This is a genomic window from Streptosporangium sp. NPDC006930, from assembly GCF_040635605.1.
Classification (GTDB): Bacteria; Actinomycetota; Actinomycetes; order Streptosporangiales; family Streptosporangiaceae; genus Streptosporangium.
Genome location: NZ_JBEYID010000014.1, coordinates 101,554 through 124,126, shown reverse-complemented (window position 1 = coordinate 124,126; position 22,573 = coordinate 101,554). Strand labels below are relative to the sequence as shown.

19 protein-coding genes are annotated in these 22,573 nt (G+C 71.0%); 4 read left to right on the top strand and 15 right to left on the bottom strand.

What is annotated here, in order from left to right:
* Positions 1-22 precede the first annotated feature (22 nt).
* The 3 genes from ABZ664_RS24240 to ABZ664_RS24230 all read right to left on the bottom strand — a co-directional run bounded on the left by ABZ664_RS24240 (position 23) and on the right by ABZ664_RS24230 (position 4,919).
* Positions 23-2,677, bottom strand: a complete 2,655-nt coding sequence (locus tag ABZ664_RS24240) for an Hsp70 family protein (protein ID WP_362514111.1) — start codon at positions 2,675-2,677, stop codon at positions 23-25.
* A 346-nt stretch (positions 2,678-3,023) separates the two neighbouring features.
* The gene (locus ABZ664_RS24235; RefSeq protein ID WP_362514108.1) at positions 3,024-3,953 is read right to left on the bottom strand and encodes a hypothetical protein; all 930 of its coding nucleotides are present in this window, start codon (positions 3,951-3,953) and stop codon (positions 3,024-3,026) included.
* Positions 3,954-3,992: 39 nt separating this feature from the next.
* A complete protein-coding gene (locus tag ABZ664_RS24230; protein WP_362514105.1) occupies positions 3,993-4,919 on the bottom strand; it encodes an LD-carboxypeptidase in 927 nt (308 codons plus the stop codon).
* Between the two features lie 30 nt (positions 4,920-4,949).
* Here ABZ664_RS24230 and ABZ664_RS24225 point away from each other — a divergent pair, with 30 nt between their 5' ends.
* A complete protein-coding gene (locus tag ABZ664_RS24225; protein WP_362514102.1) occupies positions 4,950-5,837 on the top strand; it encodes a sulfotransferase in 888 nt (295 codons plus the stop codon).
* A gap of 174 nt (positions 5,838-6,011) precedes the next feature.
* Here ABZ664_RS24225 and ABZ664_RS24220 read toward each other — a convergent pair whose 3' ends face one another.
* From ABZ664_RS24220 to ABZ664_RS24195, 6 genes are all read right to left on the bottom strand, one after another.
* Positions 6,012-6,392, bottom strand: a complete 381-nt coding sequence (locus ABZ664_RS24220; RefSeq protein ID WP_362514098.1) for a transposase — start codon at positions 6,390-6,392, stop codon at positions 6,012-6,014.
* Between the two features lie 60 nt (positions 6,393-6,452).
* Positions 6,453-8,327, bottom strand: coding sequence for an ABC transporter ATP-binding protein (locus ABZ664_RS24215; protein WP_362514095.1), 1,875 nt, complete (start codon positions 8,325-8,327; stop codon positions 6,453-6,455).
* Positions 8,328-8,601: 274 nt separating this feature from the next.
* Entirely contained in the window at positions 8,602-9,405 is an 804-nt protein-coding gene (locus ABZ664_RS24210; protein ID WP_362514092.1) for an enoyl-CoA hydratase/isomerase family protein, read from the bottom strand.
* Between the two features lie 132 nt (positions 9,406-9,537).
* Positions 9,538-9,753 carry a helix-turn-helix domain-containing protein gene (locus ABZ664_RS24205; protein ID WP_030904785.1) on the bottom strand — a complete coding sequence of 72 codons (216 nt, stop codon included), beginning with the start codon at positions 9,751-9,753 and terminating at the stop codon, positions 9,538-9,540.
* Positions 9,754-9,867: 114 nt separating this feature from the next.
* Entirely contained in the window at positions 9,868-11,466 is a 1,599-nt protein-coding gene (locus tag ABZ664_RS24200) for an ABC-F family ATP-binding cassette domain-containing protein (protein WP_362514087.1), read from the bottom strand.
* Between the two features lie 332 nt (positions 11,467-11,798).
* On the bottom strand, positions 11,799-12,455 hold the full coding sequence (locus ABZ664_RS24195) for an acVLRF1 family peptidyl-tRNA hydrolase (RefSeq protein WP_362514084.1): 657 nt from the start codon (positions 12,453-12,455) through the stop codon (positions 11,799-11,801).
* A 131-nt stretch (positions 12,456-12,586) separates the two neighbouring features.
* Between ABZ664_RS24195 and ABZ664_RS24190 the strand changes: the two genes are divergently transcribed.
* From ABZ664_RS24190 to ABZ664_RS24180, 3 genes are all read left to right on the top strand, one after another.
* Positions 12,587-13,684 (top strand): EAL domain-containing protein, encoded by a 1,098-nt coding sequence (locus tag ABZ664_RS24190; protein WP_362514081.1) that lies wholly within the window; start codon positions 12,587-12,589, stop codon positions 13,682-13,684.
* Positions 13,685-13,843: 159 nt separating this feature from the next.
* The gene (locus ABZ664_RS24185) at positions 13,844-15,172 is read left to right on the top strand and encodes an aminotransferase class V-fold PLP-dependent enzyme (protein ID WP_362514078.1); all 1,329 of its coding nucleotides are present in this window, start codon (positions 13,844-13,846) and stop codon (positions 15,170-15,172) included.
* Positions 15,173-15,222: 50 nt separating this feature from the next.
* Positions 15,223-16,071: a siderophore-interacting protein gene (locus ABZ664_RS24180; protein WP_362514075.1), complete on the top strand. Its 849-nt coding sequence runs from the start codon at positions 15,223-15,225 to the stop codon at positions 16,069-16,071.
* Between the two features lie 123 nt (positions 16,072-16,194).
* Here ABZ664_RS24180 and hisG read toward each other — a convergent pair whose 3' ends face one another.
* From hisG to ABZ664_RS24150, 6 genes are all read right to left on the bottom strand, one after another.
* The gene (gene hisG / locus ABZ664_RS24175; RefSeq protein WP_362514072.1) at positions 16,195-17,040 is read right to left on the bottom strand and encodes an ATP phosphoribosyltransferase; all 846 of its coding nucleotides are present in this window, start codon (positions 17,038-17,040) and stop codon (positions 16,195-16,197) included.
* 61 nt (positions 17,041-17,101) lie between these two features.
* Positions 17,102-17,371 (bottom strand): phosphoribosyl-ATP diphosphatase, encoded by a 270-nt coding sequence (locus ABZ664_RS24170; protein WP_362514069.1) that lies wholly within the window; start codon positions 17,369-17,371, stop codon positions 17,102-17,104.
* Positions 17,372-17,462: 91 nt separating this feature from the next.
* Positions 17,463-19,841 carry a glycoside hydrolase family 2 protein gene (locus tag ABZ664_RS24165; protein ID WP_362514066.1) on the bottom strand — a complete coding sequence of 793 codons (2,379 nt, stop codon included), beginning with the start codon at positions 19,839-19,841 and terminating at the stop codon, positions 17,463-17,465.
* A 1-nt stretch (position 19,842) separates the two neighbouring features.
* Positions 19,843-20,730: an ABC transporter ATP-binding protein gene (locus tag ABZ664_RS24160; protein ID WP_362514063.1), complete on the bottom strand. Its 888-nt coding sequence runs from the start codon at positions 20,728-20,730 to the stop codon at positions 19,843-19,845.
* Positions 20,731-20,747: 17 nt separating this feature from the next.
* Positions 20,748-21,689 (bottom strand): ABC transporter ATP-binding protein, encoded by a 942-nt coding sequence (locus ABZ664_RS24155; RefSeq protein WP_362514060.1) that lies wholly within the window; start codon positions 21,687-21,689, stop codon positions 20,748-20,750.
* Entirely contained in the window at positions 21,690-22,505 is an 816-nt protein-coding gene (locus ABZ664_RS24150) for an ABC transporter permease (protein ID WP_350947816.1), read from the bottom strand.
* Between the last annotated feature and the right edge of the window lie 68 nt (positions 22,506-22,573).

Here is a 22,573-nt window from a genome sequence, read left to right as displayed (position 1 = left end):
TCCGGCAGAGGGCCGCGAACGATCAGAGCGGCAGGTGCACCAGGGTGGCGGGCTGGTCGCGGGTGGCGCCGGTCGCGTCGGCGGGGCGGTGCAGGCAGAGCAGGCCGGTGGGAACCCGGGCGACCGGCTCGAGCACCCCCGGCGTGCGGTGCACCTCCCGCGCCCCCGCCGGGGTGATGTGCAGCAGCCTGCTGCGCCCCGCGTCCAGCATGGTCATCCACATCGAGTCGCCGTCGGCGACGAACCTGGGGCGCTCCCAGCGATGCCGCGAGGTGAGGTGACCGGCCAGGGTCGCCGACTGCTTGCCCATCAGGAACTCCAGCGTCTGGGAGCGTTGGTCGAAGATCCCGACCGACCAGCCCCTCGCGGGGCTCACCTGGTCGGTGCCGACCGCGTAGATCTGATCGCCCGCGGGGAACCAGCGCAGCGCGCCGCCCCGGGGCCGCGGCATGATCAGCCTGGTCCTGCCGTCGGCGGTGTCGGCCTCCAGCCCCGCCGAGCCGGAGGTGAACCACCTGCCTCGATGCAGGACCACTTGATGCAGCCAGCTCCGCCCCGGCTCGCGCACCGTCGGGCGTACGACGCCGCCGGGGTCGACCAGGCACAACACCTGCCACGGCCTGAAGTCCTGGTGCCGGTTCTGGAACATCGGCTTGTTGCTGCTGAACTGCCCGAGCACCACGGTGCAGCCCGGCGCGCCCACCGAGGGCGACGGCTCGCTGCCGCTGGGAGCCTCCTGGTCGAGCAGCCGGCGCAGCCTGTTGTCCTCGTTGAGGAACCACTGGGCGTACGGGCCCAGCTCGCGCGGCTGGGGGGCCTGGAACGCGAAGGTCCCGCCCAGGTCGAGCTCGATCACGGCCAGGCTCCCGGTCTCCCCCCAGGGCAGGCCCATCGTGGCGTCGACCGGGACGGGCTGCCGGGAGTGGAAGAAGACCCACGCCGTACGGCCGTGAACGATCACGGTCGGGTCGTCCCACATCTGTGCCGGGTGGGTGGCGCGAACGGCCAGGTCGGGGGTGAGGGTACGGACCAGCACCTGCGCGGGCCCCACCTGTTCCACGGCCACGACGCCCTCACCGGACGCGGCCCACTCCACGAGCCTGCCGAAGCGGAACTCCCTGTCGTGACGACCCCCGGCACCGTCGAGCCTGCGCAGCAGGTGGCCGCTGTCGAATGCCTGGTGGACGAAGACCCTGCCCGCCTCCGCCCTCGCATCGAGCACGGCGTCCATGACCTTCTCGATCCCCTGGACGGTGGGCCCGCCCAGCGTGCCCCCCGCACCCGCACCCGCGGCCGAGCCGGTGACGGCCCGGTGGCCGCCGGTGGCGCTGCCCTCGGGGCCGGCGAGCACCCGATGGTCCCCGGTGGCACCGCTCGCCGGGCCGGTGAAGGCCCGCTGCGCCGCGGCCGGGACGGCGACCGACGCCTCGGAAGGCCGGTGGCCACCCGCCCCGAGGGCAGCGCCACCCGCGAGGACCGGGGAATCCGCCACCGGGCCGGGGAAGGACCGCTGCCCCGTACCGGAGAGCCGCCCGGCGCCGGGAGGAACCGGATGACCGCCGGTGACGGGAGCGGAGCCCTTGCCCGGCTCACGGTGTTCGACCTTGAGCTTCCAGGCCAGCTGCGCGGCGCCGTACGCGACCACGATCTTCGGGTCGTCGTAGGTCCTGACCCGCTCGCCGAAGCGCTCACGCACGGCCTGCTGGACCAGCGGCATCCTGCTGGGCCCGCCGGTCATGAACACCGCGGCCAACTCGTCCATCTCGACCCCCGCGCCGCGGATCGTCTCGTCGAGGATGTCCACCGTCCTGCGGATGTCCTCGCCGATGAGATCCTCCAGGTCGGCCCTGGTGATGTGCACGTCCTCGTTGATGCCCACCACGTAGTGGGAGGAGGTGTCGAACTTCGACAGCGTCTCCTTCGCCTCCCTCGCCATCTTGAGCAGGTCGGCGGCGTAGCTGACGTAGCGACGCTCGGGGTTGGTCGTCACCTGCTGCCACCAGTCGGCGTCGATCCGCTCGATCTGGGCGCCGAGGAACGCGAAGACCTGCTCGTCGAAACCCTCGCCGCCGATCTCGTCGCTGCCTCCCGGCTCGCCGACGACCGCGAAGTCACCGCCGTCCACGGTCAGGACGGCCGCGTCGAACGTGCCGCCGCCCAGGTCGTAGACGGCGAGCCGTGACCCGCCGACCGCCCGCCCCGCGGACGCGAAGTATCGGGCCGAGGCCACGGGCTCGTCGATGAGCGCGATCCGCACCCCGCTCACGACCTTCCTCGCCGCCGCCAGCAGCACCGCCTTGCGGTCGACGCCCCAGGCCACCGGGTGGGTGAGCGCGATGCAGTCGGGGTCGGCGCCGTCGAACCGCCGACGCCCCTCACTGACGAACGGTTCGAGCAGCGCCGCGAGGGCGTCGGCCACGTCCACCGGGACGCCTCCGAGCAACATCCGCTTCCGGCCGACATAGCGCTTCGGGTTGCGCTCGACACGCTCGGGATTGGTCGCGATGCCCCGCTGGGCGACCCTGCCCGCCACGAGCGTCCCCCGCTCGTCCAGCATGACCGCGGAGGGAATGCGCCGCTCTCCCTCGACCTCCAGGACGTCGAAGCGCCCTTCCGCCGCCATCACCCCGGCGGAGAAACTCGTCCCCAGATCGACACCGAGGCACCACTGCGCCATGTCCACTCCTTTTGAACTTCTCCCCGGCCGGATCGACCGGAGACTCTCCCCTCACGTCGCGGTCAAGCGGCGCGAGGGGGTTCACGCCTCGCAGACCGGACGCCCCCGGGGTCTCCACGTCCTGACACCGGCGTTCCGACGGCGTTCGTAGATCCGGGTCCCATCATTCCGCATCCGGCGACAACGGTCGGAGCACGAAAGGAAACGTTCGGGGACCGGAAAGGCGGGGCGGTCGCGTCCCCATCCTCTCGCGACCGCGCCGGTTCCGTCTCCTGCACGGTTCGCCGCGGCGCGAGGGGACCTCGGGACGCGAAGGGCCGGGCGCGGGTGACCGTCTTCGCGGGAATCAGCCGCCGATGCCGCCGTCGGGGCGGACGGCCAGGGCGGCGATGACGCGGGCGAAGTCCGGCGGGGGCGCGACCACCAGCCGGGTCTGCCCGCCCTGACTGACCAGGTCGGCTCTGATCAGGGAGAGGCGGCCACCGTGCCACCAGTAGACCTGGGGGCTGAGCGCCCCGGCGCGCATGTCGAACTCCCGCTGGGCGAACAGCCGGAGCCGCTCGATCGCGCGGACCACGCCGATGCCCTCGACCGGGTGGACCACGAGCGTCGCCGGGTCGGGCAGGGCGACGAGGACCCCGTCGGAGGGAACCGGCAGGTAGTCGCCCAGCCTGCGCAGGTGGGCGGCGGCGCCCTCGGTGGGACCGGTGAGCCTGCGCACGGCCACCCCGCCGAGATCACCCTCGGTGACCGAGAGCCGCTCGTCCCCGCGCGCGTTGTCCAGGGCCAGGTCGAGGGCCTGGGCCGCGGTGATCGGCCAGCAGCCGACCTCCTCGGGGCGGACCGGGCGCCCGGCGTCGCCGTCACCGACGGTGAGCACCTCGACCAGGTCGGCGGTGAGGTGACGCCCGACCACGCGGGCCGGATCGAGGTCGTCGTCGAGCTGGATGCGGGTGCGCAGCAGCGGGCGTACCTGCTCCAGGTCGCAGGCGTCGAACGGCTCGTCCACCGTGGCCAGGGTGTGGGACAGGTACGCGGAGACGATCACGGGCCAGTCCTCGCGGGAGCGTCTGAGAGCCTCGGCGCGCAGCCCGGCCAGGCGCACCACGACCCGGCGCGGGCCGGTGAGCGTGAGGGTCCCGCCGCCGGGATCGAAGGAGCAGGTGTAGCCGAGATTGTCCGCGACCAGGGCGAGCAGGGAGTCGAGATCGACCTCTTCGACCGGACGCCTCGGCGTCTCGGTCCGCCGGTCACGGTGCCGCCGGAACAATCTCACGCGTGCGCCCCCTCTGCCGGTTTCCTCCTAGGTTCGCACCTAGAGTGCCTTGCCGACGCCCCCTGTTGAGTAGGCCAGAGAGCACGATTTTGCATCAATAGCACCAAGTGTCCCGAGCAATACAGAAAACTGTGGCTCTCCATGCCCGATCGGGAGCCCTGCGATAACGGGCACCCCGAGCGGTGCGAGCAGCTCCTCCAGCACCGGGTAGGGATCGCCACAGCCGACCCAGGACCCCAGGACGAACCCGGCGGCCCCGTCGAGTGCCCCGGTCTGCAGCAGCTGGACGAGCATCCTGTCGATCCGGTACGGCGCCTCGGCGACGTCCTCCAGCAGGACGATCCGGCCCCGCGCCGACAGCGCGTACGGAGTCCCGCAGAGCGCGGCCAGCAGGCTGAGGTTGCCGCCGGTGACCGGCGCCGTGACGTCGCCGGGAACGATCACCCGGTCGCCGGTGATCGTCGGCGGGGCTCCGGCGAGCGCTGCCGTGAAGTTCTCGAAGGTGCGCGGCTCGGGCCCCTCGGGGTCGCTGATCGTGGAGCAGGCCGGCATCGGCCCGAACCAGGAGGCGACGCCCAGTTCCACGGCGAACGCGCTGTGCAGGGCGGTGATGTCGCTGGAGCCGACGAGCGCCTTGGGACCGGCTGCCCGCATGGCGTCCCAGTCGAGGTGGCCGAGAAGACGGGTCGCGCCGTAACCACCGCGGGCGCAGAACACCGCGCTCACCGCGGGATCGCACCAGGCGTCCAGCAGATCGGAGGCGCGGGCGGCGTCGGAACCCGCCAGGTAGCGGTCCCTGTCGAGAGTGTGGGCGCCGACGACGACCTTCAGCCCGAGCCCCTCCAGGACGCGAACGCCGCGCGCCAGCCGCTCGAAATCGGGAGGTCCGGACGGGGCCACCACCGCCACCGTGTCGCCGGGACGCGGCAGAGGCGGGACCGGTATCCCGGCAGCCGGTTCGTTCACTCCGCAAACGGTGCCACACTGGGCTTTCATATGCGACCTCCGCCCCACATCCTGGTGGTCAACGGCATCAAGGTCCGCAGGCCGGTATTCGTGCTCGCCGCCCCGCACTCCGGCGCGGATCTGCTGGCCCGCGCCCTGAAACGCTCCCCCGGGTTCCACGTCACCATGGGGCGGGCGGCGGTGGCGCACGTCGTCTACGCCTTCGCCCGGCGGCCCTCGATCGCGGGACGGGGCATGGGCGCGACCCGCGTGCTCCGCGACGCCCTGGCCGAGTCCTGGCAGATCGTCCCCGGCGCCTGCGGGGAGTGCCCGCCCACCTGCCGGGAGGCGGGCGGCGTGACCGGGGCGGGCCCCTGCGCGGCCCCGGGTTCCGTGGTCCGCTTCGGAGACGCGAGCCCCGACCTGCTCTACAGCGCCTCGGTGCTGCTGCAGGCCTTCCCCGACGCCCGCTTCGTCCAGCTCATCAGGGACGGCCGCGACGTGGCCGCCGACATGCTGGCCGACCCCGAGTCCCTGAGGTGGTTCAAGCCGGCCCTGCTCAGCGACGAGACGGAGTTTCCCAACCCCTTCCTCGGCGTCAACTCCGGCGAGCACCGCGAGCGCTGGAAGGCGATGCCCACGGCGGGCAAGTGCGCGCTGCGCTGGCGCAGCGCGGTACGGCTGTCGGCCTCGCTCCACCAGGAGCTGCCCCGAGAGCAGCTGCTCACCCTGCGCTACGAGGATTTGGTCTCCTCCCCCGCCGAATCCCTCGACGGGCTCTGCCACTTCCTGGAGACGCGGGTCCCGAAGATCGCCCTGCTGGGCAGGAGCGTGCCGAAGGTCGGTATCTGGCGCACCCGCCTGCGCGGCCAGGACGCCGAACTGGTGTCCAAGGTCGCCCGTGAGGAGCTCACCCGCCTGGGCTACGCGTCGTCCTGACGCCGACCCTGATCGAGGACGCCTTCGGCTCGCCGGCCGGGTGGGCCGGAGGCGTCGTGCGAACTCCGACGGCGCCCTCTCCTGCCGCCGACCGGGCACGACCGCACCCTGCCGTCGCTGCCGTCGCTGCCGTCGCCGTCGTCCGGCCGGTCAGCACGTCCCTGGGGGCGCGTGTCACCAGTTCGGGATCTCGAATGTCGCGCCGGGCCGGATGTCCCCCGGCCGGCGCCCGGCGACCGCGACGGCCGTGGAACAGGTGCCGGACGTTGGAACACCCTCGCAGGCCCCCCCGCCGGTCCGCAGCGTGTCCAGGATCGTCTCCCAGGTGCCGTCCACCGACCACCGGCGGTGCCGGTTGTAGACGGTCTTCCAGTTGCCGTAGGCCTCCGGCAGCTTGCGCCAGGGACAGCCGGTCCTGCTACGGAAGAACACCCCGTCGATGATCGTGCGGTGATCGGCCCACCGGTTTCCCCGCCGGGCGTGAGCGGGCAGCAACGGCGTCAGCCGTGCCCACTCGTCGTCGGTCAGGTCATCGCGTTTCAACCGGTCGTCCACGTTCTTATGATCTAACACCATCTGTACCGGAAGATCCACTCGGCGGCGCGCCGCCGGACATCAGGAGGCCTGGCTGAACTGGGTCCGGTAGAGCTCGGCGTAGACCGCTCCCCTGGCCAGAAGCTCCTCGTGGCGGCCCCGCTCGACCACCTGGCCGTCCTGGACCACCAGGATCTGGTCGGCCTCACGGATCGTGGACAGGCGGTGGGCGATGACCAGCGAGGTGCGTCCGGCCAGCGCGATCTTCAGCGCCTGCTGGACCGCGGCCTCGGACTCGGAGTCGAGGTGCGCGGTGGCCTCGTCGAGGACGACCACGCTGGGCGCCTTGAGCAGCAGCCTCGCCAGGGCCAGCCGCTGCTTCTCACCGCCGGACAGCCGATGGCCACGGTCGCCGACCACGGTCTCCAGGCCGTCGGGGAGGTCAAGGACCAGGTCGGATATCTGGGCGGCGCGCAGGGCGTCCCAGATCTCCTTGTCGGTCGCCTCCGGCCTGGCGTAGCGGAGGTTGGCCCCGATGGTGTCGTGGAACAGGTGGGCGTCCTGCGTGACGACCCCCACGGTGTCGTGCAGGGAGGCCAGGGTGGCGTCGCGCACGTCCAGGCCGTTGACGCGGACCGCGCCCTCGCCGACGTCGTAGAGGCGCGAGACCAGACCCGTGATGGTGGTCTTTCCCGCGCCCGAGGGACCGACCAGGGCGACCATCTCGCCGGGGTGGGCGGTGAAGGTGACTCCGCGCAGCACCTCCTGACCCGGCCCGGTGTCGGGGCGGGCCACCGCCTCCAGCGAGGCGAGCGACACCTCCGAGGCCGACGGGTATCCGAACCGGACGCCGTCGAACTCCACGGAGGCCGGGCCGCCGGGAACGGGCCGGGCGTCGGGACTCTCGGCGATCATCGGCTTCAGGTCGAGGACCTCGAAGACCCGGTCGAAGCTCACCAGCGCGGTCATCACGTCCACGTGCACGTTCGACAGGCTCGTCAGGGGGCCGTACAGGCGCATCAGGAGGGCGGCGAGCGCCACCAGGGTGCCGATCTCGAAGACGTCGGAGACGGCCAGCACGCCTCCCACGCCGTAGACCAGGGCGGTGGCCAGCGCCGCGACCAGGCCGAGCGCGACGCGGAAGACCGTCCCGTACATGCCGACGGTGACGCCGACGTCACGCACCCGCCCCGCCCTGCCCGCGAAGGCGGCGGCCTCGTCGGCCGGGCGGCCGTACAGCTTGGCGACCATGGCCCCGGCGACGTTGAACCGCTCGGTCATCATGGTGCTCATCTCCGCGTCGAGCTCCATCTGCTCGCGGGTGAGCCCGGACATCTTCCTGCCGACCCACTTCGCGGGGAAGATGAAGATCGGTAGCAGCACGAGGGCGACGACGGTGATCTGCCATGAGAGCACCAGCATCGCGCCGAGGACCAGCACCAGCATGACCACGTTGGACACGACCGACGACAGGGTGCTGGTCAGCGCGCGCTGGGCGCCGATGACATCGGTGTTGAGCCGGGAGACGAGGGCACCGGTCTGGGTGCGGGTGAAGAAGGCCACGGGCATGCGCTGGACGTGGTCGAAGACCTCGGTGCGCAGGTTGTAGATGAGGCCCTCGCCGATTCGTGCGGAGAACCAGCGCTGGGCCAGGGTGAGCGCGCCGTCGGCGACCGCCAGGCCCGCGATGACCAGTGCGAGGGCGATCACCACCCCCTCGCGCTTGGGGATGATGCCGTCGTCGATGATCGCCTTCATCAGCAGCGGGTTGGCGATCACGATCACCGAGCCGACCACCACCAGCGCGAGGAAGGCGGAGATGTGCCGCGAGAAGGGTCGCGCGTAGCGGGCGATGCGTCTGACCGTGCCCGGCGCCAGACGCTGCTTGGTCACCGACCTGTCACGCCGGAACGAGAACATCGCCTGGGGACCGAGTCCCCCACCCATCATCGCCATACGGCCTCCTCTGCCGATGCGAGCACCGGGAGAAGCGCGATCATTCCCCTGTCAGCTCGGGGCGAACACCGTCGTCCTGTGGCGGGCGCTCCGACGTGGGACGGGCGCGGCGAGCCGAAGACGGGCACCACAGGTTCGGGACAGGCGCCGCGGGCCCCAGGACGAGCACCGTCGGCCCGAGGCGGGCACCCTCGGCCCGAGAGGGGCACCGCCGGTCTGGCGGGGAACCCTCGTGGGACGGACGCCGCGGTCAGCGCCCCGCGGACGGGACGGCCTACCCGAAGAGCGCCTTGACCCGCTTGGCCTGCTCGCGCGCCTCGGCCGCGCTCTGCTCGGCCAGCGTGCGCCCCGAAGCACCCTGAAGCAGCCGCTTGGTCGCCGTCGCGGCGTCGCGGTCGGTCGCCAGCAGCGCGTCGGTCAGGTCGCGCACGGCCTGTGTCAGGTCGCCGGGCGCGACGACCAGCTCCGCCAGGCCGATCCTGGCCGCCTCCCGCGCCCCCACGACGCGGGCGGTCAGACAGATCTCGATGGCCCTGGACAGGCCCACCAGGTCGACCAGCGGCTTGGTGCCGGTCAGGTCGGGAACCAGCCCGAGGGCGGGCTCCTTCATGCACAGTTTGGCGTCGTCCGCCAGGACCCGCAGGTCACAGGCGAGCGCGAGCTGGAATCCCGCACCGATCGCGTGGCCGTGAACGGCCGCCACGGAGACGATGTCGGGACGCCTCAGCCAGAGGAAACCCCGTTGGGCCAACGCCACCCGCTCGGCGAAGGAAGCCTCGTCGAGTGTCGCGGAGGACGCGAACGACCCCTGCCCGGGAACTCCCTCCGGTGTGAACATCCTCAGATCGATCCCCGCGGAGAAGGACGGCCCCTCACCTCTGATCACGACGACCCTCACCTGCTGCGGCAGGCCGTCACCGATATGAGCCAGAGCCGACCAGGTAGCGAACGTCTGAGCGTTTCGCTTCTCAGGACGGTCCAGCGTGATCGTCGCGATCTCGCCGTCCACCTCGCAGCGCAGACCGACCTCCTCGAGAGAGATCTCCTCCGCACTCCCCCCGAACATCGCTTCCGCCATCGCCTGTTCTCCCGCCTTCGGTATCCGCCTCGCCCGAGCCTATCGATTCCCCAGAATGAGGTTCTACAGGATCGGGCGGGGGCGGCGTCAGCGTGGGGGACGGCGGCTGCGGTCGCGCGTTCCGAGGCGGGGTCAGCGCTTGGACTTGCCTCGGGTGGCGCCACCACGCCCGCGCAGAGTCACACCGGACTCACTCAGGATGCGGTGGATGAACCCGTACGACCTACCGGTCGAAGCGGCCAGGGCGCGGATGCTCTCACCCGCGCTGTAGCGCTTCTTGAGATCGGAGGCCAGTTTTTCACGGTCGGCCCCGGTAACCCGGGTGCCCTTCTTGAGAGTCTCGGCCACGAGTACCTCCTGTAGTGCCAGACTTCCGCAGCGTTACACACGCCATGATCAGTCATTTCAGCGAGATCGGCTACCTACTCCACGGGAAAAGATCCGTACCCGCTCAAATTAAGATCAGGCAAGTGCCACAAGATCGGAAAATTCGTCGCTCCACGCGTCTTCAACTCCGTCAGGCAGCAAGATCACCCTATCGGGTCGTAGAGCCTCTACAGCACCTTCATCATGCGTGACGAGCACAATCGCCCCAGAATAGGACGTTAGCGCCGAAAGAACCTGCTCTCTGCTCGCCGGATCGAGGTTGTTCGTGGGCTCGTCGAGGAGGAGGACGTTCGCCGCGGACAACACCAGCGTGGCCAGCGCCAGCCGCGTCTTCTCCCCGCCCGACAGCACCCTCGCGGGCTTGTCCACGTCGTCTCCGGTGAACAGGAACGAGCCCAGAACCTTGCGCAGCTCCACGTCGGGGAGCTCTCCCCCGGCCGAGCGCATGTTCTCCAGCACGGTGCGCTCGGGATCGATCGTCTCGTGCTCCTGCGCGTAGTAACCCAGCTTGAGCCCGTGTCCGGGCTTGACCGCGCCGGTGTCGGGCTCCTCGATGCCGCCGAGAATCCGCAGGAGAGTGGTCTTGCCCGCGCCGTTCAGGCCCAGGATGACGACCCTGCTCCCCCTGTCGACGGCCGCGTCGACGTCGGTGAAGACCTCCAGGGAGCCGTACGACTTCGACAGCCCCTCCGCCATGATCGGGGTGCGCCCGCACGGGGCCGGCTGGGGGAAGCGCAGCTTGGCGACCTTGTCGCTGCGCCGCTCCACCTCCAGGCCCGACAGCAGACGCTCGGCGCGGCGCTGCATGTCCTGCGCGGCCTTCGCCTTGGTGGCCTTGGCCCGCATCTTGTCGGCCTGCGACATCAGGGCCGAGGCCTGCTTCTCGGCGTTGGCGCGCTCACGCCTCCTGCGCTTCTCGTCGGTCTCGCGCTGGGTCAGATAGGCCTTCCAGCCGACGTTGTAGGTGTCGATCACCGCACGGTTGGCGTCGAGGTGCAGGACGCGGTTTACCGTCGCTTCAAGAAGCGAGACGTCGTGGCTGATAATGATCAAGCCGCCCTGGTGAGATCGTAAAAAATCACGAAGCCACCCGATTGAGTCCGCATCCAGGTGGTTTGTCGGCTCGTCAAGCAGGAGAGTCTCCGCCCCGCTGAAGAGGATCCTGGCCAGTTCCACCCGCCTGCGCTGCCCCCCGGAGAGGGTCTCGAGCGGCTGGCCGAGCACCCGGTCGGGCAACCCCAGGCTGGAGGCGATGGAAGCGGCCTCCGACTCCGCGGCGTATCCGCCCAGGACGTGCAGCCGGTCCTCCAGGCGCCCGTAGGCGCGGACCGCGCGGTCCCTCGTGCGGTCGTCGGCCGAGGACATGCCGAGCTCGGCCTCACGCAGCTCACGCAGCACCTGATCGAGTCCCCGCGCCGACAGGATGCGGTCGCGGGCGAGGATGTGCAGATCACCCGTGCGAGGGTCCTGCGGCAGGTAGCCGACCTCGCCGCTGATGGTGACCGCGCCCGAGGCGGGCGATCCCTCTCCGGCGAGGACCCGGGTCAGCGTGGTCTTCCCCGCCCCGTTCCGGCCGACGAGCCCGATCTTGTCACCGGGGTTCACCCGGAAGGACGCACCCTCGATGAGCAACCGGGCCCCGGCCCGCAATTCGATGTCAGAAGCTACGATCATGGTTGGAGAACACTCCCAGCAGGAAATACACAGGCTCACATCACTGTGGCCGAACCCGCCGCGCCCTGTGTCTCCCGGCTCTCGGCTCGGCCGTCTCGCCTTCATGGGGACGACGGTCAATCGGGAGTGCGCATACCGATCAGTGTACGGCGCGACACCGGTTGGCTTCTCCACGATTACCCGAGCCCCGGCTCCAGCGGGACCGGCTCACACCGGCCCCCGTCACCACACCCGCCCCACGGGGCCCGTAGTGTCCCTCCACGCGACGCCCGCTCACGCGGGAGCCGCTCACCGCACCCACCTCACCGCACGCCCGGCCACGCCGGCCCCGGTCACAGTGGGTCGCTCACCCTGATGCGTACCGCGCGGAACTGGGCGGGGGTGTCCTTGAGGATCACCAGCCGAGGATCGGGGACCGTCAGAAAGGGCTCGGTCTCCAGCGCGAAGACCGGGGCGAGCCTGCGGTCGGGCCGCAGCGCGTCCACCGCGCGCCGGTCCCCGCCCAGCACGACGGCCTCCAGCTCGCCCACGTGCGGGCCGAGGACGCGCAGCGCCACCTCCGCCGCCGCCTCGTGCGCCTGGTCCACCTGCTTCTCCCTGCGCCGGGCGAAGCGCCGCTGTGACCAGCCACCCGCCGCGCTGCGCCCGTGGACCTGCCGTGAGCCGACCTTGGAGGAGAGCAGTTCCTCGCCCTGGAAGATGCCCGCCGCGTGGCCGCCCAGCCGTACGAGCAGCACGCCGATCCTGCGCTCGGTGCGCACGTGGGTGACCAGGCGCGCGATCGGGCCACCCCCGGCGCCGGTGAGCGGAGGGAACGGCACCTGGCACTCGGCGACCGCGCCGTCCGCGCCTTCGAGGCGTACGACGGAGGCCGAGACCGTCACACTCGGCGGACCGTGCCGGTCGACGAAGCCGTCGATCCAGCGGTTCAGGCGTTCGGGCGCCACGGAGACCCAGCGGCCTCCCCCCTTGGCCGGTCGCGACGTCATGGAACGCGACACTACCGGCCGACCTCGCCGACCACACGATCTCCCCGGTCAAGTCCAACGAACGGCGAAAAGTCGGTGAACATCACAGTGCGTCACTTTTGCGCCGTCAAAGGATGTCCCATGCTCGAAACGTGACAACCAGAGCGCGAGCCGTCCCGCAGTCCTCCGCGGCAGGCACGGGTGTCACGCCCGTCGTCGATCTCGACACCGGGGGCGTCATCGCCTTCCAGGCCGACGGCGGAAACCGCGGAAACATATCCTCCACCGTCCAGACGGTGCGCGACGTCGCCGCGAGCGAGATCCTGCTCCCCCTGGTGCTCACCCTGCCGGCGGCCGCGGTGATCGGCGGCTCGGCCGCGCTCGCGCCGCTCCACGAGGCCCTGCGCGCCTCAGGCCGGCGACCCCGCGAGGTGATCCTCACCGTGCGAGGTGACTTCGCCCAGTTCGAGCGCCGCTCCCTGCTCACCGGGCTGGACGGCCTGCGCGCCATCGGCTACCTCATCGCGGTCGGTGACCTGGGCACCGGGCACGTCCCGCTGGACCTGGTCGCCGACGCGGCGCCCTACCTGGCGGTGATCTCACCGGACCTGATCGCCCAGGTTGCCCACGACCCGCGCCGCGCCGCGATCGGCGAAGGCCTGGCGAGGCTCGCGCGGGGGACGGGGGCGCACGTGCTGGCCCCGGGGGTGAGGGACGAGGCGCAGCTCTCCGCGATCCGCGGCTGGGGGGTGCGGCTGGCCCAGGGGCCCCTGCTGGTCCCCGGCCCGTCGGGGCGGGTGCACGTACCGCTCCCGGTCGTCGAGCAGGAGTCCTCCCGAGCAGTCCTCGGGCCCCGCGTCCACGAGTTCCTGCTGCCCGCGGTGACCCTCCCCTACGACGCCACCTCCGAGGCCGTGATCGACGCCTTCGGCAGCGAGCCGTCCATCACCAGCGTGATCCTCGTCGACGAGTACCAGCGCCCGAAGGGCAGTCTCGACCGCAGCCGCTTCCTGCTGTCGATCGCCGGCCGCTTCGGCCACGCCCTGCACGGCAGGAAGGCCGCCGGACGACTGGCCGACCCCGCCCGCACGGTTCCCAGGACCACCCCCGCCATAGCGGCCATGCAGGTCGCCGGCCGTGACGCCGAGCGCGTCTACGACGACCTGGTCGTCACCGACGAGGTGGGCCGCTGCATGGGCGTCGTCCGGGTCTCCGACCTGATTCGCCAGGTCGCGGCCATGCAGAGCTGAGGAGGTCGCGTCCGCGGGCGGTGCGATCTCTTCGATCCGGCCCGGTGCCTTTACATTGTAGATCCGAATATTCGCCGCGATCGCACCGCGCCCCCTTGGCAGACGGGCATGATCACGATAGGAAGGGGCACAGGGCGGGACGACGGCTAGGGGTGCCAGATGGGCGAGCGCGGACCTCGGGTCGGGCGGCGAGGGCTGCTCGGCGCGGGCCTCCTGGCCGGAGCCGGGGCCGCACTGTCCGGATGCACCCCAGGCGAAGAACCCGCCGCCCCCGCCGCATCGCGGCCTCCGTCGTTCGACCCCGCCAGCTGGGAGTCGGTGCGTGCCCAGTTCCCGCTCGACCCCTCCTACGCCCAGTTCGCCGCCTACGTCCTCGCCGCCCACCCGGCCCAGGTGCGGCGGGCGATCGAGGAGCACCGGCGCGGCCTCGACACCGACACCGACGCCTACCTGCACGCCGAGAACAGGGAGAGGGCGGTGCGCGAGGCCGCCGCGGCCTACCTGGGCGCCGACGCACCCGACGTCGCCCTCACCGACAGCACCACGATGGGCCTGGGCCTGCTCTACAGCGGCATGCGCCTGCTCCCCGGTCAGGACGTGCTCACCACCGAACACGACTTCTTCGCAACCCACGAGAGCCTGCGGCTGCTCGCCGCGAGGACCGGCGCCAAGGTCGCCAGGGTCCGCCTGTACGACGATCCGGCCAAAGCCTCCGCCGACGAGATCGTCTCCCGGCTGAAGGCCGCGCTCACACCGAGGACCCGGGTGGTGGCGATCACCTGGGTGCACTCGGGCACCGGGGTGCGGATGCCGGTCAGGGCGATCGCCGACATGGTCGCCGAGGCCAACCGCTCCAGAGACGCCGAGGACCGGGCTCTGTTGTGCGTGGACGGGGTGCACGGCCTGGGCGCGACGGCCGACGGGGTGGAGGAACTGGGCTGCGACTTCTTGGCCAGCGGCACCCACAAGTGGCTGTTCGGACCCCGGGGCACCGGCGTCCTGTGGGGAAAGGGGCGGGCCTGGGACGCGCTGCTACCGGTGGTCGCGAGCTTCTCCAACGTGACCGTCGACCCGGGGACGGGCGACGAACCGTACGGTCCGGGCGGGCTCCTGCACACCCCCGGCGGCTACCACAGCTTCGAGCACCGCTGGGCGCTGGACGAGGCGTTCGCCTTCCATCGGGCCATCGGCAAGGAACGGGTGGCGGCCAGGATCGCCGAACAGGCCACCCGGCTCAAGGCGGGGCTCGCGGCCCTGCCCAACGTACGCCTGATCACCCCGGTCTCCCCCGAGTTGTCGGCCGGCCTGATCTGCTGCGCTATCGACGGCGTGGACGCCCCCACCGCGGTGGGCAGGCTCCGCAGGGAGCACAGGATCATCACCAGCGCCACCCCGTACCGGGACGTCCACCTGCGCTTCGGCACCGGGATCGTCACCACCCCCGAACAGGTTGACCGGGCGGTGAAGGCCGTCGCCACGCTCCGGTGACATATGGTACGAGTTAGGTTCACCTAACTTAGATCCCCACGGAGTGACAGATGGCAGACGAGAAAGCCGAACGCCGCACGCGGAAGGTGACGAGCGGCCTGGTCCGGCGGGTCGAGCGGCTCACTCCCCACATGATCCGGGTCGTGGTCGGCGGCGAAGGGCTCTCCGGGTTCCGCACGGACGGCTACACCGACCACTACGTCAAGCTGCTGTTCGCCCCGGCCGGGGTGAGCTACCCCCGGCCGTTCGACATGGAGGCGGTCCGCGAGCTGCCCCGCGAGCAGTGGCCCACCACCCGCACCTACACCGTCCGCCGCTGGGACGCCGAGGCGGGCGAGCTCACGCTCGACTTCGTCCACCACGGCGACGTCGGCCTGGCCGGACCGTGGGCCGAGCGGGTCCAGCCCGGTGAGGAGGTCCACTTCTTCGGCCCCGGCGGTGCGTACGCGCCCGACCCCGAGGCGGACTGGCACCTGTTCGCGGGGGACGAGAGCGCGCTGCCCGCCATCGCCGTCTCCCTGGAGAACCTCCCCGCCGGCGCCCGCGCCTGGGCCTTCATCGAGGTCGCGGGCCCCGAGGAGGAGCAGAGGATCGACTCCCCCGGTGACGTGAAGATCGTCTGGCTGCACCGGGGTTCCGCCCGGTACGGCGAGAGGCTGGTCAGGGCGGTCCGCGAACTCGACTTCCCCGAAGGGGACGTGCACGCCTTCGTCCACGGAGAGGCGGGCTCCGTCCGCGACCTCAGGCGCCACCTGCGCACCGAGCGCGGCATCCCGCTGGCGAGACTCTCCATCTCGGGCTACTGGCGCCTGGGCCGTGACGACGAGGCGTGGCGCTCCTCCAAGCGCGAGTGGAACGAGCGGATCGAGGCCGAGGAGGCCGCGGCGCTCTCCTCGTGAACCCCGCTCAGAGCCGGCCCTGGGTGCGGGCCCGCTCGACCGCCTCGATGCGGTTTTTGTCAGGTACACCGACACCGCCACGGGGTGGGCGTCCCCGTGGCGGGGAAGATCACGGACGACGGGTCAGAGACGGCAGGCGAAGATGGCGGTCACCAGGATGGCCTTGGCACCCATCTCCCAGAGCTGGTCCATGATCTGCTGGTGTCCCTTGCGCGGGACCATGGCCCGGACCGCGACCCAGCCCTCCCGGTGCAGCGGGGAGACCGTCGGCCCCTCCATGCCCGGGGTGAGGGCGATGGCCTCCTCGATCCGCTCGGCGCGGATGTCGTAGTCCATCATCACGTAGTCGCGCGCCACCAGCACGCCCTGCAGGCGGCGGATGAGCTGCCGCAGGCCCGCGCTCTCCTCGGTGCCGACCCCCTTGATCAGCACGCCCTCTGAGCGGGTGATCGGCTCGCCGAACACCTCCAGGCCGATGTTGCGCAGCGTGGTGCCCGTCTCCACGACGTCGGCCACGGCGTCGGCCACGCCCAGCCGGATCGCGGTCTCGACCGCACCGTCCAGCTTGATCACCCGGGCCTCGACGCCCTGCTCGGCGAGGTATGCCTCCAGCAGGCCCGCGTAGGCGGTGGCGATGCGCCTGCCCTTGAGATCGGCGACGGCGTCGAAGTCACCGGGGTTGGCGGCGAAGCGGAAGGTGGAACGGCCGAAGCCCAGCGGGATGATCTCCTCGACCCGCGCCCCGGAGTCGTGGAGCATGTCGCGGCCGGTGATCCCGGCGTCCAAGGTGCCCTCGCCGACGTAGACGGCGATGTCCTTGGGCCGCAGGAAGAACAGCTCGCAGGAGTTCTCGGGGTCGGCGACCACGAGCTCCTTGCTGTCCTTGCGGACGCGGTATCCGGCTTCCTTGAGGATCGTCTGGGCACCCTCGGTGAGGGCGCCCTTGTTGGGTACGGCGAGACGCAGCATGGCGGGATTTCCTTACGTGTGGACGAGATTGCCTACGAGACCGGGAGCCGGGCGCACCGGCTCACAGATGCTTGTAGACCTCGTCCAGCCCGATCCCCTTGGCGATCATGAGGACCTGCACGTGGTAGAGGAGCTGGGAGATCTCCTCGGCCGCCCGCTCGTTCGACTCGTGCTCGGCCGCCATCCAGCTCTCGGCGGCCTCCTCCACGACCTTCTTTCCGATGGCATGGACCCCGGCGTCCAGCGCGGCCACGGTGCCCGAGCCCTCGGGCCGGGTGCGCGCCTTGTCGGACAGCTCGGCGTACAGCTCTTCGAAGGTCTTCATGATCACTCTCGGAATCGTCGGATGTGCCCGTCAAGCCTAATGGGCCACCGGCCCCGCCGCGCGCAGGTCCACTCTCTGGGACACGCGCCGCCCGCGCTCAGTCGTTGACGCAGCGCAATACCGGGCGGGTGACGAGGGCGGCGGGGTCGGGCGAGCCGGTGACGTGCAGGGTGACGCTCTCGCCGGGAAGCAGGGTGATCAGCATGTCGTCGACCGAGGAGGCCGGATCGAGGCGGTCGGGGAAGAGGGCGAGGTCGCGCAGGAGGGTGCGGGCGGTGACGGTGACGTCCAGGCCGCCGCCCTCCGCGGGGGTCACCTCGGTGTCGTAGACGGCGGCGGGGAAGGCGACCTGTGGATCCTCGGCGAAGAAGCGGAGCGCGCGGTGCCCGTCCAGCCGTACGGACAGCAGCTCGGCCGACGGGTCCCGGGGGACGGCCACCGGGTCCGGGAGCGAGATCCTCGCCACCGAGCGGGGCGCCACCTTGACCTGAACGCTCTCCGTGGCCAGCGGCTCCCCGTCCAGGGCGAGCCGCTGGAGCTCCAGCTCGCCCGTCCAGGGCTCGGGGCCGTCGTTGACCACGGCCACCGCGCCGTCCTGGACGGTGAGCAGGCGGTCGGCGTAGACGCGGCGCAGCGCGTACCACAGCGGCTTGCGCCGTCCGCGCCCGTCGACGGCCGACCAGGAGGTGACCGGCCAGCAGTCGTTGAGCTGCCAGACGATCGTGCCCGCGCAGTAGGGCGCCAGGGAGCGGAAACGCTCGATACCGAAGGTGATGGCCCTGGCCTGGTTGAGCTGGGTCAGGTAGTGCCAGTCGTCGTAGGTCCGTGGGGCGGGCAGGTGGTCGCCGAGACCGCGCAGCAGCTTGGCGTTGCCCTCGTGCGCCTTCTGGTGGTGCAGGACCAGGGGCGCGTCGGGGGTGAGTTCGCCGCTGACGGCGTCGCGCAGGGTGGTGTGGACGGGCGGGCCCTGGAAGCCGAACTCGGCGACGAAGCGGGGGCGGTAGGCGCCGTAGCGGGTGTAGTCCTCGCGGTTCCACACGTCCCAGATGTGTATGGTGCCGCGCGAGGGGTCGTTGGGCGCCAGGTCGGGGCGCCCCGAGTAGGGGCTGCCCGGCCAGTAGGGGCGGGTGGGATCCAGCTCGGCCACCAGGGCGGGCAGCAGCTCGTAGTAGAAGCCCGCCCCCCAGGTGCGTCCCTCCAGTCTGTCCTGCCAGCCCCAGTCGGCGTGGCCCTCGATGTTCTCGTTGTTGCCGCACCACAGCACCAGCGAGGGGCGCCAGGACAGCCGGGTGACGTTCTCGCGCGCCTCGGCCTCCACCTCCGCGGCGAACGGCTCCTCCTCCGGATAGGCCGCGCAGGCGAACGGGAAGTCCTGCCACACCAGCATGCCGAGCTCGTCGGCCAGGTCGTAGAAGTCCTCGCTCTCGTACAGGCCGCCGCCCCAGACGCGCAGCAGGTTGACGTTCGCGTCGGCGGCCTGGCCGAAACGCTCGGCCAGCCGCTCGCGGGTCACCCTGGCGGGGAAGCAGTCGTCGGGGATCCAGTTGGCGCCGCGCACGAAGACCGGCACGCCGTTCACGACCACGGTGAAGGCCTCGTCCGTACGGTCGAGGCGGACGTCGCGAAAGCCGATCCGCCGCGTCCACGGCTCCCCCAGCGCCTCGCCGGTCCGCTCGGACAGGCGTACGGCCAGCTCGTAGCGGTCCTGACCGCCGTAACCGCGCGGCCACCACAGCCGGGGGTCGGGCACCCGCAGCGCCAGCACCGCCTCGCACTCGCCGGGGGCCAGCACCGCCTCCACCGGGATCCCGGCCACCTCCGCGGTCAGCGTGAGGGGCGCGGCCGACATGTCGTCGGCGCGCTCGACCGTGACGTGCACCTCGACCCGTCCGTCCCCGCTCACCAGCGGACGCACCGACGCGAGCCTGGCCACGCTCCAGCTCTCCAGGCCGATGGGGCGCCAGATGCCGGAGGTGACGACGGCCGGCCCCCAGTCCCAGCCGAAGTTGCAGGCCATCTTGCGGATGAACTGGTAGGGCGCCTCGTAGGCGCCCGGCCGGTCGCCCAGCTCGGCCCTGCGCGCCTCGGCGTACTCCACCGGAGAGGCGAAGCGCACCCGCAGCGAGTTCTCGCCCTCGCGCAAAAGCTCCCGCACCGCGAAGCGGTAGGAGCGGTGCTGGTTGGCGACGCGGGCGACCTCCACGCCGTTGAGCTCGATCGTGGCGACGGTGTCGAGGCCCTCGCAGACCAGGTCGGTACGGTCGTGCCCGTCGGCCTGCCAGGCGAAGACCGTCTCGTAGTCCCAGACGGAGTCGCCTATCCAGGTCAGCCGACTCTCGTTGTCGTCCAGGTACGGGTCCTCGGCGAGCCCGGCCGCCAGCAGGTCGGTGTGCACGCACCCCGGCACCGTGGCCGGGACGCGCGAGAGGCTCCCGCCCACCTGGTGAAGGGTCCAGCCGTCGTGTAGTGCCCTCAACTCACGCTCCCGCGGATGCCGTGGATGTGCCCTCGCCCCGCCGGACGAGGTGACCGGGTTCGGCCTCCACCAGCGTGGAGGGTCCCCCTCCTGTGTCCCCCGCGGGGGCGGTGGCGGGTTCGCCGTCCCACCGGGCGGTGAGTCTCGGCACCGACGACAGCAACCTGATCGTGTACGGGTGGAGGGGATTGCCGAACACCAGGTCGGTGGGGCCGGACTCGACCACCTGTCCCCGGTACAGGACCACGGCCCGCTCGCTGATGTAGTTGCCCAGCGACAGGTCGTGGGTGACGAACAGCACCCCGAGGCCGCGCGACTTCAGGTCGGCGAGCAGGTTGAGGACGTCGATCCTGGTGGACGCGTCGAGCATGCTGGTGATCTCGTCGGCGACGAGGTATCTGAGGTCGAGCAGGAGCGCTCTGGCGATCAGCAGGCGCTGCAGCTGGCCGCCGCTGAGCTGGTGCGGATAGCGGCCCAGGATCTGTCCGGGGTCGAGGCCGACGTCCTTGAGCGAGGTGTCGATCCTGCCGGCCCACTCGGAGTCGGCGACGCCGGGGAAGTACTCGTTCCTGATCATCTGGAGCACCCGGTCGGCCTTGAAGACCGGGTTGTAGCAGCTGAACGGATCCTGGAACACCCCCTGCACGTGCCGGTAGTAGGCCTTGCCCGGCCTGGCCTGCGCGCCGTCGAGGGTGATCCGGCCCTTCGTGGGGCGGACCAGCCCGAGTACGGTCTTGCCGAGGGTCGTCTTGCCGCTTCCGCTCTCACCGATGAGGGAGACCACCTCCCCCGGTGCCAGGTCGAGACTCACGTCGTCCACGGCGGTGAGGGTCGCGGTGCCGAAGGCACCCACCCGGTAGGTCTTGGTGACCCCTTCGAGGCTCAACATCGTCCGAATCCTTCGAGTCAGGCCTTCCAGCAGGCGACGTGATGGCCGGGGGTGACCTCGACCGGCGGAGGGTCCTCCGCGCACCGCTCGAAGGCGAGCGGGCAGCGGTCCCTGAAGCGGCAGCCCGAGGGCGGGTCGAGCAGCGAGGGCGGTCTGCCGGGGATGCCCGACAGCCTGCGCTCGGCGTGGCGGACACCGACCTCCGGCAGCGAGGAGATCAGCATCCGGGTGTACGGGTGGCGCGGCTCGCCGACGATCACGCCCGCCGGCGCCTTCTCGGCCAGCCTTCCCGCGTACATGACCATGATCGTGTCGGCGATCTGGTAGGTGAGCGAGATGTCGTGGGTGATGAAGATCATGCTGCGCACGAAGCCCCGGTCCCTGAACTCCACCAGGGTCCTGGCCACGGCCTTCTGGGTCGACACGTCGAGCGCGGAGGTGATCTCGTCGGCGATGAGCAGGGACGGGTCGAGCAGGGTGGACACGACCATCACCATCCGCTGTTTCATCCCGCCCGACAGCTCGATCGGGTAGCGATCCAGGACGTCGCGGGGCAGCTCGACCAGGTCGAGGCGTCGCTCCAGCTCGGCGACGTCGAGGCGCTCCCCCCGGGAGGCGAGCAGCTCGGTGACCATCCGGCCGATCTTCCTGGTGGGGTTCAGCGCGCTCATGGAGTACTGCGGGATGAGGGAGACCCGGCTGAAGCGGAAGGGGTTCATCCGGCGGTCGTCGCCGATCGGCAGCTCCTCGCCGTCCAGCTCGGCTCCGCCCCCGGCCAGCCGCATCCGCCCGTCCATCCTGATGAGGCTCTTGCCGAGGGTCGTCTTGCCGCAGCCGGACTCACCCGCCAGGCCGAGGATCTCACCGTCGCCGACGTCGAAGCTGACGCCGTCGAGCGCCTTCACCTCGCCGCGCAGAGTCCTGTAGTGGACCCGCAGGTCGTTCACACGCAGAGTCATCTACAGCTCCCGCAGTTTCGGGTTGAACACCTCGTCGAGACCGACGTTCATCACGTAGAGGGCTCCGACGATGGCGGTGATCCCGGCCCCCGGCGGAATGAACCACCACCACATGCCCAGGTGAAGGGCGCTCCAGCGAGCCGCGTTGTTGAGCATCAGGCCGAGCGAGACGCCCTCGCTCGGACCGAGCCCGATGAAGTCGAGCGAGGCGGCGATCAGGATCGACCCGCCGAACAGCAGGATGAAGGTCATGAAGAGGTAGGAGCTCATGTTGGGCGCGATCTCCCTGGCGATGATCTTCCAGGTGCGCACGCCGCTGAGCCTGGCCAGGTCCACGAAGTCACGTGAACGCAGCGAGAAGGTCTGGGCCCTGATCGCCCTCGCCGCCCAGGGCCAGGAGGTGAGCCCGATGAAGAGCGCCTGCACGCCGACGCTGCGGACACCGAGGTAGGCGTTGACGATCAGCAGCACCGCCAGCGCGGGCAGGACCAGGACGATGTTGGTGATCATGTTCAGCACCTCGTCGACCAGCCCGCCCCGGTATCCGGCGGTGAAGCCGACCGCCATGCCGATGATCGCGGCCAGCCCGCCGCCGAGCACCCCCACCTGGAAGGTGAGACTGAGGCCGTAGACGAACTGGGCGAAGATGTCCTGGCCGAACATGGTGGTGCCGAACCAGTGCTCGGCCGAGGGCGGCGAGGCGGGGGCGGCGACGTAGGCGTTGGGGTCGCCCCCGACGATCACGGGGGCGGCCACGGCCAGGACGAGCAGCGGGACCAGCACGGCGAGCCCCGCCAGCAGTTTTCCGTTGCGCATCGCGAAGTACAGACCCTCGCGGCGCCTGGCGGGCACGACCGTCACGACGGCCTTCCCCTCCTGGCGCG